Origin of the sequence: Janthinobacterium sp. 64 (assembly GCF_002813325.1) — a bacterium.
Lineage (GTDB): Bacteria > Pseudomonadota > Gammaproteobacteria > Burkholderiales > Burkholderiaceae_D > Janthinobacterium.
Genome location: NZ_PHUG01000001.1, coordinates 4358904 through 4377790, shown reverse-complemented (window position 1 = coordinate 4377790; position 18887 = coordinate 4358904). Strand labels below are relative to the sequence as shown.

15 protein-coding genes are annotated in these 18887 nt (G+C 62.7%); 10 read left to right on the top strand and 5 right to left on the bottom strand.

The genetic code is table 11. The annotated features are described in order from the left end of the window. Positions 1-67 precede the first annotated feature (67 nt). A complete protein-coding gene (locus CLU91_RS19270; protein ID WP_100875428.1) occupies positions 68-1072 on the top strand; it encodes a GlxA family transcriptional regulator in 1005 nt (334 codons plus the stop codon). A 3-nt stretch (positions 1073-1075) separates the two neighbouring features. Here the strand turns inward: CLU91_RS19270 and CLU91_RS19265 are convergent, their stop codons facing one another. Beyond that, entirely contained in the window at positions 1076-1309 is a 234-nt protein-coding gene (locus tag CLU91_RS19265; protein ID WP_100875427.1) for a hypothetical protein, read from the bottom strand. Positions 1310-1424: 115 nt separating this feature from the next. After that, positions 1425-2531, bottom strand: a complete 1107-nt coding sequence (locus tag CLU91_RS19260; RefSeq protein WP_100875426.1) for an S-(hydroxymethyl)glutathione dehydrogenase/class III alcohol dehydrogenase — start codon at positions 2529-2531, stop codon at positions 1425-1427. 207 nt (positions 2532-2738) lie between these two features. On the opposite strand from CLU91_RS19260, the gene CLU91_RS19255 reads away from it, so the two are divergent. From CLU91_RS19255 to CLU91_RS19245, 3 genes are all read left to right on the top strand, one after another. Further along, positions 2739-4187: a PQQ-dependent sugar dehydrogenase gene (locus tag CLU91_RS19255; protein ID WP_100875425.1), complete on the top strand. Its 1449-nt coding sequence runs from the start codon at positions 2739-2741 to the stop codon at positions 4185-4187. A gap of 142 nt (positions 4188-4329) precedes the next feature. Beyond that, positions 4330-4773 (top strand): thioesterase family protein, encoded by a 444-nt coding sequence (locus tag CLU91_RS19250; protein ID WP_071079638.1) that lies wholly within the window; start codon positions 4330-4332, stop codon positions 4771-4773. Positions 4774-4844: 71 nt separating this feature from the next. Continuing rightward, complete coding sequence (locus CLU91_RS19245) at positions 4845-5630, top strand: substrate-binding periplasmic protein (protein WP_100875424.1); 786 nt, start codon at positions 4845-4847, stop codon at positions 5628-5630. A gap of 21 nt (positions 5631-5651) precedes the next feature. Here CLU91_RS19245 and CLU91_RS19240 read toward each other — a convergent pair whose 3' ends face one another. After that, the gene (locus tag CLU91_RS19240) at positions 5652-6155 is read right to left on the bottom strand and encodes a DUF3016 domain-containing protein (protein WP_100875423.1); all 504 of its coding nucleotides are present in this window, start codon (positions 6153-6155) and stop codon (positions 5652-5654) included. A 433-nt stretch (positions 6156-6588) separates the two neighbouring features. On the opposite strand from CLU91_RS19240, the gene CLU91_RS19235 reads away from it, so the two are divergent. Beyond that, complete coding sequence (locus tag CLU91_RS19235) at positions 6589-8100, top strand: response regulator (protein ID WP_100875422.1); 1512 nt, start codon at positions 6589-6591, stop codon at positions 8098-8100. 179 nt (positions 8101-8279) lie between these two features. On the opposite strand, the gene CLU91_RS19230 is transcribed toward CLU91_RS19235, so the two are convergent. Beyond that, positions 8280-10235, bottom strand: a complete 1956-nt coding sequence (locus CLU91_RS19230) for a GAF domain-containing sensor histidine kinase (protein ID WP_100875421.1) — start codon at positions 10233-10235, stop codon at positions 8280-8282. Positions 10236-10418: 183 nt separating this feature from the next. On the opposite strand from CLU91_RS19230, the gene CLU91_RS19225 reads away from it, so the two are divergent. The 5 genes from CLU91_RS19225 (at position 10419) to CLU91_RS19205 (ending at position 18069) form a co-directional block, all read left to right on the top strand. After that, on the top strand, positions 10419-11966 hold the full coding sequence (locus CLU91_RS19225) for a C13 family peptidase (RefSeq protein WP_100875420.1): 1548 nt from the start codon (positions 10419-10421) through the stop codon (positions 11964-11966). A gap of 29 nt (positions 11967-11995) precedes the next feature. After that, positions 11996-12358 (top strand): cation efflux protein, CzcI family, encoded by a 363-nt coding sequence (gene czcI / locus CLU91_RS19220; RefSeq protein ID WP_100875419.1) that lies wholly within the window; start codon positions 11996-11998, stop codon positions 12356-12358. Positions 12359-12449: 91 nt separating this feature from the next. Then, a complete protein-coding gene (locus tag CLU91_RS19215) occupies positions 12450-13682 on the top strand; it encodes a TolC family protein (protein ID WP_157814736.1) in 1233 nt (410 codons plus the stop codon). A 12-nt stretch (positions 13683-13694) separates the two neighbouring features. After that, the gene (locus CLU91_RS19210) at positions 13695-14900 is read left to right on the top strand and encodes an efflux RND transporter periplasmic adaptor subunit (protein WP_100875418.1); all 1206 of its coding nucleotides are present in this window, start codon (positions 13695-13697) and stop codon (positions 14898-14900) included. Positions 14901-14925: 25 nt separating this feature from the next. Next, on the top strand, positions 14926-18069 hold the full coding sequence (locus CLU91_RS19205) for an efflux RND transporter permease subunit (RefSeq protein ID WP_100875417.1): 3144 nt from the start codon (positions 14926-14928) through the stop codon (positions 18067-18069). A 62-nt stretch (positions 18070-18131) separates the two neighbouring features. Here the strand turns inward: CLU91_RS19205 and CLU91_RS19200 are convergent, their stop codons facing one another. Further along, complete coding sequence (locus tag CLU91_RS19200; RefSeq protein ID WP_035824298.1) at positions 18132-18641, bottom strand: hypothetical protein; 510 nt, start codon at positions 18639-18641, stop codon at positions 18132-18134. Between the last annotated feature and the right edge of the window lie 246 nt (positions 18642-18887).

Below are 18887 nucleotides of genomic sequence, written 5' to 3'. Positions count from 1 at the left end.
TTCCATGCTAATCTATGCCACCGCTGTTATTGCATTATGGCACTATTCCATTTATCTCATTCATTGCATGATCAAACACAGCCCGCAAGAATTTCCATTACGTACCGTCGACATCATCGTCTACCCCGGTTTCAAGGCGCTCGAAGCCATCGGCGCCATGAAAGTGTTTGATTACGCCAACACCCATTTGCGCCTGCGCCATCTGCCCGGCGGCTACGACGTGCGCATCGTGTCGACGGCCATTGGTCCCGTCAAGTCCGACACGCTGATGTCGCTGCACGCCAGCAAGGCACTCGATGTGAACCGCCTGCCCGACCTGGCCGTCATCGTCGGCTGCCACCACGTCGAGCAAGTCTTGCAGGACATTCCCGCCCTCGCCGCCTGGGTGGCAGAGGCGGCGCCGCGCATCGACACGCTGGCGGCGCTGTGCACGGGCTGCTTCTTCCTGGCCGAAGCCGGCGTGCTCGACGGCAAGAGCGCCGCCACGCACTGGAGCGCCGTGGAAAGCCTGCGCCAGCGCTATCCATTGATACACGTCAATGCCGACGCAATTTTCGTGCGGGAAGGGAAATTCTGGACGTCGGCCGGCGTGACGGCCGGTATCGACCTGGCGCTGGCCCTGGTGGAAGACGATTTCAGCCGCGATATCGCGCTGGAAGTGGCGCGCGACCTGGTGGTGTACCTGAAGCGGCCCGGTGGCCAGTCGCAGTTTTCCGTGCACCTGTCGAGCCAGATGACGACGCATCCGACCATCCGCCAGTTGCAGGGCTGGATCATGGAACACTTGGGCGAAGAGCTCGGCATACCGCTGCTGGCAGCCAGGCTGGCCATGAGCGAGCGCAATTTTACGCGCGTGTTCCAGCGCGAAACGGGGAGCAGTCCTACGGAATTCATCGAGACGGCGCGCTTTGAAGTGGCGCGTCGCTTGCTGGAAGACAATGTATCGTCCTTAAAACAGGTGGCCGTGCAGGCGGGCTTGCACAGCGAAGAAAGGCTGCGCCGCCTGTTCCAAAAGAAACTCGCCATTACGCCGCGCGACTACCGCGAACGTTTTTCCAGCACGGCGCGCTAGGACTCAGCGCGACTTGTTGCTGCGCACGTGGCGCGTGGCCAACTGCTGACGGTGCCAGGCCAGCGGCGTAAACATTAGCGCGCACAGCAGATACGTGGCCAGCAGCGCCAGCCAGATGGCCGGCGTGGCGAGGATGGCGGCATTGCTCCACCACAAGGCCAGCAGGGAAGACAGGGCCGCGCCGAAGAAGACGGGCAGCATGCGACGCAAGGTGGCGAGGTAGGCAGTGGCAAACATGAACGGCTCCCAAAGCAAGGTGGATGCCTTCACACTAGCAGGGGCAGGCAGCGAAGTACAGCCTGCCGCCCTGCCCCGTCCGTCAAGTGTTGCGCAATGAGTACACCCGATAAGATTAGTACAACACGACGGAACGGATCGATTCGCCGCTTTTCATCAGGTCGAAGCCTTCATTGATGCGTTCGAGCGGCAAGCGATGCGTGATCAGGTCGTCAATGTTGAGCTTGCCCTCCATATACCAGTCGACGATTTTCGGCACGTCCGTACGACCGCGCGCGCCACCGAAGGCCGAACCGCGCCATTCGCGCCCCGTCACCAGCTGGAACGGGCGCGTGGAAATTTCCTGGCCCGCCGCCGCCACGCCGATGATGAACGATTTTCCCCAGCCCTTGTGCGTGCACTCGAGCGCCTGGCGCATCAAGTTGGTGTTGCCCACGCATTCGAAACTGTAGTCGGCGCCGCCGTCCGTCAGTTGCACGATGGCATCGACGACGTTTTCCACCTCGTTCGGATTGATAAAATGCGTCATGCCGAACTTGCGCGCGATGGCCTGGCGCGCCGGATTGATGTCGATGCCGATGATTTTGTCGGCGCCGACCATCTTCGCTGCCTGGATCACGTTCAGGCCGATGCCGCCCAGGCCGAACACGACGACATTCGCGCCCGCCTCGACCTTGGCCGAGAACAAGACGGCGCCCACGCCCGTCGTCACGCCGCAGCCGATGTAGCAGACCTTGTCGAACGGCGCGTCTTCGCGGATCTTGGCCAGGGCGATTTCCGGCACGACGATGTAATTGGAAAAGGTGGACGTGCCCATGTAGTGGAACAGCGGCTGGCCATTGAGCGAAAAACGGCTGGTGGCGTCCGGCATCAGGCCGCGGCCCTGCGTGGAGCGGATGGCCTGGCACAAGTTGGTTTTTTGCGACAGGCAGAACTTGCACTGGCGGCATTCCGGCGTGTACAGCGGAATGACGTGGTCATCCTTTTTCAGGGTCGTCACGCCCGGACCCACGTCGACGACGACGCCGGCGCCTTCATGGCCGAGAATGGCGGGGAAGATGCCTTCCGGATCGGCGCCCGACAGGGTGTAGTAATCGGTATGGCAAATGCCCGTGGCTTTCAGCTCGACCAGCACTTCGCCGGCGCGCGGGCCGGCCAGATCGACTTCTTCGATGGTCAGCGGGGCGCCCGCCTTCCAGGCAATCGCGGCTTTGGTTTTCATGGGATGTCTTCCTGCTCGGTTTCAGATGCGCCATTATCGGCTGCCAGCAAACGTGGCGGGGCAAGGAACCCCGCGCTTGTCTGAAAACGCGGCGCATTTGTCCGCTGCCGCCGCACGTTTGCGCCAGCGCAAACGTCCCAATACAAAGACGCGCATTCTGGGCACATCCTTTGAGCAGCCATTGCGTCATTCCCGCAGGAGACCGACATGCGCCATTTCCTTTCCCGCCTCCCCGGCCCCTGGCTGGCCCTGCTGCTGGCATGCTGCCTGGCCCTGCTGACAGCCTGTGGCGGCGGCCATCACCACCCAGCGCCAGGGGCCACCACGGGCAGCCTGACCGTCACCATCGGCGGCTTGCCGGCAGGCGTGGCGGGCGCCGTCACGCTCACAGGACCGGCGTCCTACAGCAAGACGCTGACGGCCAGCACCACCTTGACGGACCTGGCACCCGGCGCCTACACGCTCAGCGCCGCCAGCGTGGCGCAAGGCACGGGAACCCTGGCGCCCACGCCCGTCACGCAGCAGGTGCAAGTGACGGCCGGCGGCACGGCCAGCGCGGCCGTCACGTACGCGGCCACGGCACCGCTGGCCCTGCGCCTGCAGGAAGTGGCCAGCGGCTTGAGCGTGCCCATCTTCCTCACCGCGCCGCCCGGCGACAGCCGTTTGTTCATCATCGAACGGGCCGGTCGCATCCGCGTGGTGCAGAACGGCAACTTGCTGGCCACGCCCTTCCTCGATATCAGTACGCTCACCACCACCAGTGGCGAGCGGGGCTTGTTGTCGATGGCCTTCCATCCGCAGTACGCCAGCAACGGCTATTTCTTCCTGTACTACACCAACCTGGCTGGCGATATCGTCATCGAGCGGCGGCAAGTGTCGGCGGGCAACGCCAACGTGGCCGACCCCCTGTCCGCGCTGACCATCATCACGATTCCCCATCCCACGTTCAACAACCACTATGGCGGCTTGCTCAGCTTTGGCCCGGACGGCTATCTATACGCGGGCACGGGCGACGGCGGCAGCGGGGGCGACCCGCCCGGCAATGCACAAAACATCAACGTACTCTTGGGAAAACTGCTGCGCCTGGACGTCAACGCCAGCACAGTGACCCAGCCGTACGCCATTCCACCCGGCAACCCCTTTGCCACGGCAGGCGGACGCCCTGAAATCTGGGCCTATGGCTTGCGCAATCCGTGGCGCTACGCCTTCGACGTGCCGGCCCAGCTGCTGTACATCGCCGACGTGGGCCAGGCCAACTGGGAAGAGGTCGACGTGCGTCCCGTGGGCCAGGCGGGCAACAACTATGGCTGGAACATCATGGAAGGCACGCAGTGCTACAACAGCGCCAGCTGCAACCAGGCGGGGCTGGTCCTGCCCGCCATCACGTACAGCAACGATGCGGCCAACGGCTGTTCGATCACGGGCGGCTATGTGTACCGGGGCACGGCCTTGCCGGAACTGGCGGGGCAGTACCTGTATTCGGACTACTGCAGCGGCTGGCTGAAAAGCTTCAGCTACAGCAATGGCACGGCCTCCGCCGTGACGAACTGGGGCATCACCAATGTGGGCAATATCCTGTCGTTTGGCCAGGATGCGAAAAACGAGCTGTACATGCTAAGCGGCACGGGCAAGGTGTACCAGATCGTCCGTCAATAAGCGTAAATAAGCGTACGCAAGTAAGCGTGCGCAGGCGGTCATGGCGGCGCACGCGGCAGAGGACGTTTTTCGACGGGGCGCGGGGAACCGGCTAGAATGGGTTTTTCCCGTCGCGCCCCGCGCACCAGCCCAAGAGAACACCATGGCCCGTTTGAAACTTGAATTTCCCGAAGACCAGTATTGCTATTCCTCGCAACTGACGGTACGCACCACGGACATCAATGCCGGCAACCATCTCGGCAACGATTCCATGATTTCCATGATTTCCGAGGCGCGCGCCCGCTTCCTGTTCGAATTCGGCGTGCGCGACATTGAAGCGGACGGCACCGGCATCATCGTCACCGACCTGGCCACCACCTACCGTGCCGAAGCCCATGCGCGCGACCAGTTGCTGTTCGAAGTGGGCGTCATGGATTTCAATAAATATGGCGGCGACATCACCTTCCGCATCACGCGCCCGCGCGACAACACCCTGATCGCGATGGCCAAGTCCGGCTTTGTGTTTTTCAACTACAAGCGCAGCCAGGTCGTACCGATGCCGGAAGAGTTCGGCAGCAAGTTCCCGCAGGTGAACTGGATCGACTAAAGGGGAAATTAAGCGGGTCGCCTTGCCGCCATGCTGTATGCTTGCCAGGAAGACATTGAAACTGGAGCGGCATGCAAGCAGCGATAACGGCAAGACTATGCCTGGCCCTGGCGTTGTCGGGCGTGTGGCAGAGCGCCCTGGCCGCGCCGCAAACCGTCATCCTGTATGGCGACGACGACTATGCGCCGTACAGCTATGTGGAAAACGGCGTCTTCAAGGGCATGTACGTCGACATGCTGCGCGCAGCGGCTACCAGCATGCCGGAGTATCAGCTGGACCTGCAGCCGCGCCCCTGGAAACGGGGACTCGATGCCCTGGAAAAAGGCCAGGTATTCGGTCTGTTCCCACCCGGGCGCAAGACGGAGCGGCCGTACGTGCAACCGTATTCGGCCATGCTGTACCGCGAATCGGTGGTGCTGTTTTGCCATGACGCCGTCATGCGCACACCGCGCACGCATTTTCCTGCGGATTTCGCCGGCCTGACCATCGGCGTCAACACGGGTTTTTTGCTGTCGGCAAAATTGATGGAGCCGGCCCGCCAGGGAGTGCTGCATCTGGAAGCGGCCAAGGGCAACGAAGCCAATCTGAAGAAACTGGCCCTGCGGCGCATCGATTGCTACGCCAGCGACCGCGGCGCAGCCCGCCACACGGCGCGCCAGCTGCAAGGAGAACTAAGCAACTACGGCTTTCAATTGCACGAAGTGCTGGAACTGTCGTCCGAAGCCACGTATATCGCCTACAGCGCACGCAATACACCCGCCTACAAGGCCGCATTCATCGAGAAGATGAATGCGGCCTTGCTTGCCATGCGGCAGAACGGCCAGCTGGCACGCATCGAAGCTGCGTACCTGCGCTGACATAGCGATGAAATCGCTCGCTTACTTGCGCGCCTGGCGCTTCACCTTGATACCGAAAGTATCGGCATACCAGTCATCGATCATCAGCTTTTCATAGCGCAGCTTTTCATTACTGAAATAGTGGTTGATGCGGTTCAGATACGACATGTCGGACAGGGCCGCATCGCCACTGCGAATGACCTTGCCATCCTGCTCCAGCACATAGTGCAGGCGCATGCGCGGCCAGTCGACCCGGCCATTCATGACGCGGATATCCTGCCCGGCACGCAGGGACGGATTTTCACGTCCCGCCAGGTCCACATCCGTGACGTCGATTTTCAAGGTTTGCCCGGGCGGCAGCGATGCGCCCAGTTTCTCGAAATGCCGGCTCAGTTCCTTCAGCACGTCATCGCGTTCCTGCGGATTGAACGGGATATCCGTGTATTGATCCGGTTTGCTGAACTGCACTTCCGTTCCAGCCCAGGCCGCGCTGCTGGCCAGCAAGGCCAGGCCGGCGACCAGGGCGCGCGTCGTTTGCTTTTGCATGATGTACCCTTTCAGGAAATGTGCGTGGCATGGTGCCACTTCTTATACCTGTCCAATATAGCGCGGCGCAGCCCATTCTGACGCGCAATTCATACCTTGTTACTTTTCTGATTTCGCGCCGGAAAGGCGAGACGCCATATTTTTTGCAGATTCATTGGCAATATTAATTAAAACAAAGTATTGTCTTGAAAATATAGTTGCCTAAGCGATAAAGCATAGATAGTGTCAGCAGACCGGATTTAAAGTGTTTTTTTAGCACCGATGTTGCATGTTTTTAGTCAATTTTTCTTGCATATTGTTAATATTTAGCTGTCAGTCTACAATCGACAAAATGCGCCCGAAAAATGCGCAACGCCGGTAATGGCGCACAGGAATTCCTGGCGCAGGCGTTTCAACATTGCGTCAGTTATGCCTTTTAGCGGAACTCGCCCTTATGTCATTTTTGTCTTCAGCATCGCCCAAGTTACCTCCCTGGAAAGTCCTGCTCGTCGACGATGAACCCGACATCCACGACATCACCAAACTGACGCTGAGCCGTTTCCGCCTGGAGGGCCGCGCCCTGAGTTTCGTGCACGCCTACAGCGGCGCCGAAGCCAAGCAGGTGCTGGCGCGCGAAGACGGCATCGCGCTGGTCTTCCTGGACGTGGTGATGGAACGCGAAGACAGCGGCCTGGAAGTGGCGCGCTGGATGCGCGAAGACCTGGGCAACCAGTTTACGCGCATCGTGCTGCGCACCGGGCAGCCGGGACAGGCGCCGGAAGAACGCGTGATCGTCAACTACGACATCAACGACTACAAGGAAAAGACGGAACTGGACCGCACCAAGCTGTTCACCACCACCTTTGCCGCCCTGCGCGCCTACCGCGACATCATGAAGGTGGAAGAGGCGCGCCAGGCCCAGCTGCACTACCGTGAAGGCCTGGAAAGAGTCATCGCCGCCTCGGCGCACATTTTCAAGCAGCGCAACCTGCGCGACTTCGCCAGCGGCCTGCTGCAGCAAGTCGTCGCCCTGCTGCGCCTGGAAACGAGCATGCTGCTGCGCCTGCGCGGCGCCAGCGCCATCACGGGCGAGCAGGATTATGAAATCCTCGCACAGATCGGCGACCATGAAGCCGACGGCGGCATCCTCAGCCCGTCCCTGCTGTCGCAGCTGGACCATGCCAAGAGCAACAAGATCTCGCGCCTGCACGGCGACACCTATGTCGGCTATTTTCCGAACAGCAGCGGCAAGGCTTCGCTGCTGGTCTTGAAAGGCGTGGAAGAAATCTCCGACCTCGACGCGCAATTGCTGGAAGTGTTCTGCTCGGGCGTGGCGATTGCCTTCGACAACATCCTGCTGACGCAGGAAATCACCGATACCCAGGCCGAACTGATCCTGCGCCTGGGCGACGTGGTCGAATCGCGCTCGCACGAAGGCGGCAACCACGTGCGCCGCATGGCCGAAGTGTGCCAGCTGCTGGCGCAGGCGTCCGGCATGTCGGAAGAGGAAACCATGGTGCTGCGCCACGCGGCGCCCATGCACGACATCGGCAAGATTTCCACGCCGGACGCGGTGCTGCTGAAACCGGGCAAGCTCGACGCGGCCGAGTGGGAAATCATGAAGCAGCATCCGACCGTGGGCATGTCCATCCTCGACGGCTCCCAGCGCCCGCTCTTGAAGGCAGCCGCCGTGATCGCCCACCAGCACCATGAAAAATACGACGGCAGCGGCTACCCGCAAGGCCTGGTGGGCGACAACATCCACAAATACGCGCGCATCGCCGCCGTCGCCGACGTCTTCGACGCCCTCATGCACAAGCGCTGCTACAAGGACGCCTGGCCCCTGGAGCGCGTGGTCAGCTACCTGCGCGAAGTGAGCGGCAGCCACCTCGACCCGCAGTATGTGGAGTTGCTGATTGCGAATCTGGATGCAGCGCTGGCGCTGAATCAGCGTTTCCCGGATTAGTAGGTCGGATTAGCGCTTGCGCGTAATCCGACATCACCACCGGCCACGTCAACAATGTTGTCGGATTACGGCCTGCGGCCTAATCCGACCTACGTCGCTGAGCAATACGCACACCGGCAAAACACGCTTCGGCCCAGGTCTCCAATACGGGCATTCCGGGCCAATCCGGCCCGCCGTTTTTAGGTTTTCAAGGACACATCATTGAAACCGAGAGGGAAACGTATCTTGTAATGCAAGCCCATCCCCGGCGCACTAACCACCTTCACCGTCCCTCCCAGCGGCCCCGTCACCAGGTTATACAGAATATGCGCGCCAAGTCCGCTGCCGCCGGAACCGCGCTTGGTCGTGAAGAAGGGGTCGAACAGCTGGCCCAGGGTGGCGCTGTCCATGCCCATGCCGTCGTCGCTGTAGTCGAGTTCCAGCATCTCGCCGGCCGTCCTGGCTGAAATCTTGATCTTGCCCGGCTCGCCTTCGGCAAAGCCGTGCACCAGTGAATTGACCACCATGTTCGTGACGATCTGCGAGACGGCGCCCGGATAGCTGCGCAACTGCACCTCGGGCGCGCAGTCGATCTCCACCTTGACCGGCTTGCCCTTGAGCTTCGGCTGCAAGGAAAGCAATATTTCATCGAGGTATTTGCGCAAATTAAAGCTGCGCAATTCGTCCGAGGACTGGTCCACAGCCACCTGCTTGAAGCTGCGCACCAGCGCCGCGGCGCGCTGCGTGTTCGTCGTCATGATGCGCAGGGTCTGGTCGATAATGTCGAAGAATTGCCGCAAGCCGTCTTCATCGAGCTGGCCGCCTTCCAGGTCTTCGCGCGTGAGTTTCAATTCCTGCACCAGGTGGCTGGTGGCCGTCACGCAAATGCCCAGCGGCGTATTGATTTCATGCGCCACGCCCGCCACCAGGCGCCCCAGCGACGCCAGTTTTTCCTGGCGCACCAGTTCCGACTGCGCTTCCTGCAAGGCGCTCAGGGCGCTGTTCAGGGCCGCGTTCTGCTCTTCCAGCGTTTCCTTGGCCCGGCGCATGGCGCTGTCGGCCTGGATGCGGGCCATCGCCACGGCCACGTGGCTGGCCATGAAGGCCAGCACGTCCAGTTCGGCCTGGCCATATACGACGGATTCGTCGTAGCTTTGCACGATGATCACGCCATATTTGCGCTCGCCCAGCAGCATGGGCGCGCCCATCCAGCTGGCGATGCCGACATTGCCCAGCGGCTCGTCCATCTCGCCGCTGGCCACCAGTGCCGCGTAGCTGCTGGCGTCCAGCAGGCAAGCCTTGCGCCGCGCCAGCACGTACGAACTCATGCCGATGCCATAGTGAAAACGTTTTACGGGTGCCTGTGCATCCTTTTCATCGACAAAATACGGGATCGTGATGTCCTTGTTGTCCGGGTGGTACAGGGCGATCAGGAAATTCTTCGCCGTCACCAGTTCGCTGATGATGGCGTGCAGGCGCGCGTACAGGGTCGTCGCGTCGGATGCCTGCGCCGACAGGTTGGCGATTTCATACAGCGCATGCTGCAGGTTTTCCGCGCGGCGCCGCTCGGCCACCTCGTGCGCCAGCAAGGCCGTGCGCTCCTGCACCGCCTTTTCCAGCCGGTCCATGCTTTGCATGCCTTGCAGGGCGCTCGACACGTGCGTGGCGATCAGCGCGAACAGGGCCTGGTCTTCCAGGCTGAAGTGGTGCTGCGCGTCGTAGCTCTGGATGACGATGGCGCCCAGCACCTGGTGCTGCTGGTCCAGCAGCGGGCAGCCGATCCAGTGCTCGGCCGCCGTGCCGCCGCCCCAGGCGCCGCCGCCGATGGCGCGCATGGCGTCGTCGTCGGCCGTCATCACCAGCTGCTTGCGGTTGACGATGACCCAGGCCGTGGGCGACTGCGCCGCGCTTGCCAGGCGCACGCCCTCGTCCGGGTCGGGCGCGGCATCGAATTCGTCGACAAAATAGGGAAAGCGCACCAGGCCGTCGTCATGGTCGCTGAGGGCCACATAAAAGTTGGCCGCATACATGATGCGGCCCAGCGCCGCATGCACCGCCTGCAGGAATTCGCTGATATCGCTGCAGGTGCTCGAACGCTGCCCGATTTCCAGCAACACGGTTTGAACGGCTTCCAGACGGCTGAGACGGCTTTCCATGGGTAACTGTGTGCCTTGTGTCGATATGTTCTGAAAATCAATATTATCAGTTCAGCCCAGCCTTGGCACGGCATAAAATGCACAATCTTGCCTTGAGGCACCGCAACACACGCCACGCCGGCATTTGCCACCTTGGCGATACAGTGGCAGACTAGGCCCCTTCCCACAGACCAGACCGTCCTCATGACCGCCACGCTACGCGCCTCGCTTCGCCCCTATACCCTCGCCGGCCTGCTGGTCTTTGCCGCGCTGGGCATGCCGCCGCTGTGCGCCGCGCCTGCCAAGGCGCCGGCGGCGGAGACGGCCGATGGCGGACGCTATTTCGGCCCCCTCGTCGCAGGCAAGATGCATGGCCAGGGCCGGCTCGAATACGCGAGCGGCGCGTTTTACGCAGGGGGCTTCGCGCGAGGCGTGTTTTCCGGCCAGGGCATGCTGCGCCAGGCCTCCGGCGTCGAGTACACGGGCGCCTTCCGCCAGGGCGCCTTCGACGGCATCGGCCGCTACACCTCGCCCAAGGGCGAAATCTATGCAGGCAGCTTCGTCAAGGGCAGCTTCGAGGGGCAAGGCCGCTTTCAGGGCGCCGATGGCGCCACTTTCGAAGGCCACTTCAAACACTGGCGCCCGCACGGCGCCGGCAAGCTGACCGACACGGACGGTACCGTCTTTGAAGGCGACTTCGTCCAGGGCCAGGTGCAGGGCAAGGCCACCGTCACCACCAGCGACGGCATCCACTACGAAGGCGAGCTGAAAGACTGGAAATTCGAAGGTACTGGCGTGCTGCGCACGGCCGACGGCGACGAATACCGGGGCGGCTTCAAGAATGGCCAGTTCGACGGCAAGGGCGTGCTGCGCTACGCCGTGGCGCAGGCGGACGGCCGGCGCGAAGACAGCGGCAACTGGATGGAAGGCCAGCTCGACGACCCGGCCGCAGACAAGCTCACGCGCGACAATATCGAGCTGGCCCTGTACAACCAGCGCACCCTGCTCGACGGCGCCCTGGCCCGCATCGCGCCGCGCGATGCGGCGAAAAAAATCAATCTGTATTTGCTGGGCGTGGCCGGCGATGGCGCGCAGGAAGTGTTTCACCGCGAAACGGCCTTCGTGCAGCGCCAGTTCGACCGCGATTACGGCACCACGGGCCGCTCCTTGATGCTGGTCAACAGCCGCAACACGGTGGCGCAGCAACCGATGGCCACGCGCACCAGCATCGCCGCCAGCCTCGACGCCCTGGGCGCGAAGATGGACAAGGCCAACGACATCCTGTTTTTGTTCCTCACCAGCCACGGCTCGCCCGAACACGAACTGGCGCTGGCGCAAAACGGCATGGACTTGCACAGCCTGCCCGCGCAGGAACTGGCGTCCATGCTCAAGCACAGCGGCATCCGCTGGAAAGTCATCGTCGTTTCGGCCTGCTATGCGGGCGGCTTCATCGCGCCCTTAAAAGATGACAATACCCTCATCATCACGGCCGCGCGCAGCGACCGCACCTCGTTCGGCTGCGACGACCAGAACGATTTTACGTATTTCAGCGAAGCGTACTTCAAGGAATCCTTGCCCAAGAGCGCAGGCTTTGCCGAAGCGTTCGAGCAAGCCAAGGTGCTGGTGCAGGCGCGCGAGGCGGCCGATTTCCGCGAAGGCGGCATGGAGGCGGAAGAGCATTCCGAGCCGCAACTGTTCCAGGGCAGGGCCATCGCCGCGCAACTGAAGGCGTGGCGCGCCCAGCCACGTTAAGCGCTTCTTTCTGTACAATAGCCGTCACCATGCGCCGATTCTTCCTCATTTTGCTGCTGTTCGTGCTTCCGCTCCAGATGTCCTGGGCCGCGGCGAGCGCGTATTGCCTGCACGAGGAAGGCAAGGCGGCGCAGCACCTGGGCCACCACAGCCACCAGCACAAGGCGGACGCGGACAAAAAACCCGTGGCCGACAAGGCTGACAAGCAATCCAAAGGCCAGCCGCACAGCGACTGCAACGTCTGCCACGGCATCGGCCATGCATGGCTGCCGGCCGGCTCCAGCCTGCCCACCGGCGACATGGCCTCCGTCAACGCGGACACCTCCCCCTTCTTTTACGCTTCCCACATCCCGGACGCTCCCAAGCGCCCTGACTGGTCGTCGGCCATCTAGGCCGACGGGACGTTTCAATCACTTTTCAACGTAAGTCAGGCGCCAGCCTGCGCGTCCCGTCGAATTCTTTTTCCGTACCTTGGAGAATTCGATGTACCGATTCATTTTCTTGCTATCCGCTGGCCTGCTGGCCGGCAACTTTGCCCACGCGCAATCCAGCGTGGAACCCGCCGCGCCCCTGACCTTGCCCGCCGCGCTGGCCCTGGCCGAGGGCGGCAACGCCACCCTGTCGGCCGCCCGCCATGAACTGGCGGCGCAAGGCGGCGCCCTGCAACAGGCGCGCGCCTTGCCCAACCCGGAACTGCAAACCGTGCTGGAAGACACGCGGCGCGCCACGCGCAGCACCACCGTGCAACTGAACCAGTTGATCGAACTGGGCGGCAAGCGCGGGGCGCGCGCGGCCGTCGCCCAGCGCGGCGCAGACCTGGCGCAAGCGGGCCTGTCCCTGCAGCAAGCCGACACGCGCGCCGCCGTCACGTCCGCCTTTGTCGACGTGCTGGCGGCGCAGGAAGGCTTGCGCCTGGCCGACAGCGCGCAGGCGCTGGCCGCGCGCGCCAGCGACATCACGGCCCGACGAGTGACGGCCGGCAAGGCCTCGCCCGTCGAGGAAACCCGCGCCCGTGTCGCCGAAGCGAGCGTGCGGCTGGAGCTGAACCTGGCCCGCAGCACCCTGGCCAGCGCGCGCAAGCGCCTGGCCGCGCTGTGGGGCAATGCCACGCCCCGTTTTACCCTGGCGGAAGGCCGGCTGGAAACCTTGCCCGAGCTGCCCCCGGCCAGCGAACTGGCGGCGCGTCTGGGGCAAGCCCCGGCCGTGCGCCAGGCGCACAGCGCGCTGGCCCAGCGGCAAGCCATGCTCGACGTGGAACAGCGGCGCGCCACGCCCGACGTCACATTCAGCATCGGCATGAAGCGCTCGGAAGAACTGGGCCGCAACCAGGCCATCATCGGCCTGGCCTTGCCGCTGCCTTTTTTCGACCGCAACGCGGGCAACAAGCTCGACGCCCTGCGCCGCAGCGACAAGGCCAGCGACGAGCTGGCCGCCGCCCGCATCGCCGTGCAAACGGACGTGGCCGCCGCTATCGAACGGCTGGCCACGGCACGGCTGGACGTGGAAAGCTTGCGCCAGGACATCTTGCCTGGCGCCCAGAGCGCCTACGACGCGGCCAGCAAGGGTTTCGAGTTCGGCAAGTTCGCCTTCCTCGACGTGCTCGATGCCCAGCGCACCTTGCTGCAAGCCAAAAACCAATACCTGCGCGCGCTGACGGAAGCGCAGCACGCCGCCGCCGAGATCGAGCGCCTGCTGGGCGCCCCCGCTTCCCTGTAAGGAACACCCTCCATGAACATCACACTCAACAAAAAACAAGCGATCGCCATCGGCGCCATCGCGGCGGCCGGCATCGTGCTGGCCATCCTCATCCTGGGCACGGGAAAATCTGGCGCCCCACCCGCCCCTGCCGTCAAGGCGGAAGCACATGCTGAAAAGAAAGACGAACACGGCCACGCAGAAGTGGAAGGCAAGCTGGAATTGAGCGCCGCGCAAAGCCGCGCGGCCGGCGTCGTCATCGCCACGGCCGCGCCGGGCCGCATCAAAACGACGGTGGCCCTGCCCGGCGAAATCCGCTTCAATGAAGACCGCACGGCCCACGTCGTGCCGCGTCTGGCCGGCGTGGTGGAAGCCGTGCAGGCGGACCTGGGCCAGTTGGTGAAAAAGGGGCAAGTGCTGGCCGTCATCGCCAGCACGGAACTGTCGGAACAGCGCAGCGCACTGCTGTCGGCGCAGCGGCGGCTATCCTTGGCCCGCTCCACGTATGAGCGCGAAGAAAAACTGTGGCGCGAAAAAATCTCGGCCGAACAGGATTATCTGCAGGCCCAGCAAGCGTGGCGCGAAGCGGAAATCGCCGTGCAGAACGCGCAGCAAAAGCTCAGCGCGCTGGGCGCCACGAGTACCAGCAAAGGTCCGTTGAACCGCTATGAGATCCGCGCGCCGTTCGACGGCATGGTGCTGGAAAAACACATCACCCTGGGCGAAGCCGTCAAGGAAGACGCGAACATCTTCGTCATTTCCGACCTGTCGACCGTGTGGGCGGAAATCGCCGTGCCGGCGAAAGACCTGGCCACCGTGCGCGTGAATGGCAAGGCGGAAGTGAAAGCGTCCGCATTTGACGCCAGCGCGCAAGGCACGATCACCTATGTGGGCGCCTTGCTGGGCGAGCAGACGCGCACGGCCAAGGCACGCATCAGCTTGCAGAACCCCGACATGGCCTGGCGCCCGGGCCTGTTCGTCACGGTGGAAGTGGTGTCCGGTGAAGCGGACGCGCCCGTTACCGTGCACAGCACGGCCATCCAGACGGTGGAAGACAAGCCCGTCGTCTTCGTGCAAGTGAAAGATGGCTACCAGGCCACGCCCGTGGTGCCGGGCCGCAGCGATGGCAGCTTGACGCACATCCAGCAGGGACTTGCCGCCGGCACGCCGTATGCGGCGCAAGGCAGTTTTGTCCTGAAGTCCGAGCTGGGCAAAGATTCTGCCGGCCACGAACACTGATCACGTCAAACGAAAGGAAACCATCATGTTTGAACGTTTGATCCGCTTCGCCATCGACCAGCGCTGGCTGGTGATGCTGGCCGTCGCCGCCATGGCTGGCCTGGGCATCTACAGCTATCAAAAGCTGCCCATCGACGCCGTGCCCGACATCACCAATGTGCAGGTGCAAATCAATACCCAATCCGCCGGCTATTCGCCGCTGGAAACCGAGCAGCGCGTGACGTTTCCCATCGAGACGGCCATGGCCGGCTTGCCGAACCTGGAACAGACGCGCTCGCTGTCGCGCTATGGTTTGTCGCAAGTGACCGTGATCTTCAAGGATGGCACGGACATTTATTTTGCGCGCCAGATGATCAACGAGCGCTTGCAGGAAGCCAAGGAAAGCTTGCCGGCTGGCATCACGCCGAAGATGGGACCCGTGTCTACAGGCCTCGGCGAAATCTACCTGTGGACGGTGGAAACGCAGGAGGGCGCGAAAAAACCCGATGGTACGCCATACACGCCGACGGACTTGCGCGAAATCCAGGACTGGATCATCAAGCCGCAGTTGCGCAACGTCACGGGCGTGACGGAAATCAATGCCATCGGCGGCTACGCCAAGCAATACCAGGTGGCGCCGTATCCGGAAAAACTGGCCGCCTACGGCATCAGCCTGCAAGACGTGGTGACGGCGCTCGAACGCAACAACAGCAACGTGGGCGCCGGCTATATCGAAAAGCAGGGCGAGCAATTGCTGATACGCGCGCCGGGCCAGGTGGCCTCCAAGGACGACATCGGCAACATCGTCGTCGCCAATGTGCAGGGCGTGGCTATCCGCATCCGCGACGTGGCCGACGTGGTGCTGGGGCGCGAGCTGCGCACGGGCGCGGCCACCGAAAACGGCCGCGAAGTGGTGCTCGGCACGGTGTTCATGCTGATCGGGCAAAACAGCCGCGCCGTCTCGCAAGCCGTCGACAAGAAGATGGTGGAAATCAACCGCAGCCTGCCGAAAGGCGTGCACGCCGTCACCGTGTATGACCGCACGGTGCTCGTCGACAAGGCGATCAATACGGTGAAGAAAAACCTGCTCGAAGGCGCGGTGCTGGTGATCGCCATTTTGTTTTTGTTCCTCGGCAATATCCGCGCGGCCGTGATCACGGCCATGGTGATCCCGCTGGCCATGCTGTTCACGTTTACGGGCATGGTGCAATACCACGTGAGCGCCAACCTGATGAGTCTGGGCGCGCTGGACTTCGGCATCATCATCGATGGCGCCGTCGTGATCGTGGAAAACTGCGTGCGCCGCCTGGCCCATGCGCAGCAGAAACTGGGACGACCGTTGACCTTGCAGGAACGTTTCCACGAAGTGTTTGCCGCATCGCAAGAGGCGCGCCGGCCCTTGCTGTATGGCCAGCTGATCATCATGGTCGTGTACCTGCCGATCTTTGCGCTGACGGGCGTGGAAGGACGGATGTTTACGCCGATGGCGCTGACGGTGGTGATCGCCTTGCTGGGCGCCATGCTGCTGTCGATCACCTTTATTCCCGCCGCCGTGGCGCTGTTTATCGGCGACAAGGTGGCGGAAAAGGAAAACGCCATCATGCGCGCCGCCAAGCGCTGGTACGCGCCGCTGCTGGACAAGGTGATGCGCAACACGCCCGTCGTGCTGACGGGTGCGGCCGTGGCCGTCGTGCTGTCGGGCTTGCTGGCCACGCGCATGGGCAGCGAATTCGTACCCAGCTTGAACGAGGGCGACATCGCCATCCAGGCCTTGCGCATCCCCGGCACCAGCTTGACGCAATCGCTGGCCATGCAGCAGCAACTGGAAAGCAAGCTGATGGCAAACCACAAGGAAATCGCCCGCGTCTTCGCCCGCACGGGGACGGCCGAGATCGCGTCCGACCCTATGCCGCCGAATATTTCCGACGGCTACATCATGCTGAAACCCCGCGACGCATGGCCGGAACCGGGAAAATCGCGCGAGCGCTTGCTGGCGGAAATCGAAGCGACGGCCACCAGCTTGCCCGGCAATAACTACGAGTTTTCGCAACCGATCCAGCTGCGCTTCAATGAACTGATTTCCGGCGTGCGCAGCGACGTGGCCGTGAAACTGTTCGGCGACGACATGGTCGTGCTCGACAGTACGGCGGCGAAGATCGCCGGCGTGCTGGGCAAGATACCGGGCGCAACAGAGGTAAAAGTCGAGCAGACGACTGGCCTGCCCATGCTGACGGTGCAGATCGACCGCGAGCAGACGGCGCGCTACGGCCTCAACATTGCTGATGTGCAAGCGGCGATTGCCACGGCCATCGGCGGGCAAGAGGCAGGCACCCTGTTCCAGGGCGACCGCCGCTTCGACATCGTCGTGCGCCTGCCCGACAGCCTGCGCAGCGACCTGGAGCAACTCAAACGCCTGCCCATCGCCCTGCCCCTGGGTGCGGCGGCGGAAGGCCGTGCCCGCTTCATCCCGCTCGGTGAAGTGGCCAGCCTGCAAGTGGCGCCGGGACCGAACCAGATCAGCCGCGAAGACGGCAAGCGCCGCATCGTCATCAGCGCCAACGTGCGCGGGCGCGACATCGGCTCGTTTGTTGCCGACGCCACGCAGCAGTTGCATGCACAGGTCAGCATTCCAGCCGGCTACTGGACCAGCTGGGGCGGCCAGTTCGAACAATTGCAGTCGGCCACGAAACGCCTGGAACTGGTGGTGCCCGTGGCCTTGGCACTCGTGTTCGTCTTGCTGTTCGCCATGTTCGGCAATGTAAAGGATGGTTTATTGGTGTTCAGCGGCATCCCGTTCGCCTTGACGGGCGGCATCGTCGCCCTGTGGCTGCGCGACATACCCATGTCGATCTCGGCGGCCGTCGGCTTCATCGCCCTGTCCGGCGTGGCCGTGCTCAATGGCCTCGTGATGATCGCCTACATCCGCCAGCTGCGCGAACAGGGCATGCCCTTGCAGGAGGCGATACGCGAGGGAGCGATCACGCGCCTTCGGCCCGTGCTGATGACGGCGCTGGTGGCCTCGCTGGGCTTCGTGCCGATGGCCATTGCCACGGGCACGGGCGCCGAAGTGCAGCGTCCGCTGGCCACCGTGGTGATCGGCGGCATCCTGTCGTCGACAGCCTTGACCTTGCTGGTGCTGCCGCTGCTGTACCGGCTGGCGTACCGCCGGCAAGAGGTAGGTCGGACGTAGGTCGGATTAGGTCCGAAGGGCCGTAATCCGACATCACCACTGGCGCCGGTGGTGGCGCCGGATTACGGCCGGCGGTAGCCGCCCTCGATCCAGTTCGCCGCTGACGTGGCATTGAACTTGAACGCGGCCGAGGTGCGCACCTTGGCGATCTGTTCGCCGTCGGCGTCGTAGGCGCTCAGTTCCGCGTACGGGTGGTCTTCGTCGGGGACGATGTCGAACATCACCTTGACTTGGCCCTCGTCGGTGGCGACGAACAGGTTCTTGTGCAATTGCGCATGCAGCTGCTGCTCGTGGCGGCGCAGCACTTCCGACGCCGTCTTGACCAGCGTGTTGAACGCGTTGACGTCGAGCGGCTTCGGGTTTTTTTTGTCGCGGCCCATGGTCCACGGACCCACCAGCGCCGGTTCCGGCTCGCCGTCCTTGATCATGGCGACGGCCCAGCCTTCATCTTCCTCGTTCTTGATCACCCTCGCCGTCCAGCCATTGCCTACCCACAGGCGCGGCTCCTGGATCGGGGCGTCATTGTCTGGCTCGGCTGCTTCGTCGGAAAAGTCGGGGAAATCGGTACTCATGGCGGTGCTCGTGATGGAAGGTCGGGGCTAGCATGATAGTCGAAAACGCCCACCCGTGCCGCCTTGCCGCAAGGTAAGGCGCGGCCCGCCATAGTCGATCTCGGCAATAAGACAAGCTATCAATGTAGTAGCTTCATTCTAGCAATCGAGCTTTGATATTGCTCAAGTACGACTATTATTATTTTGCAATCTGAATTATGTTTTTTATATTTCAAATATTGCATTTAGTAATGCTTGGCCACAAGA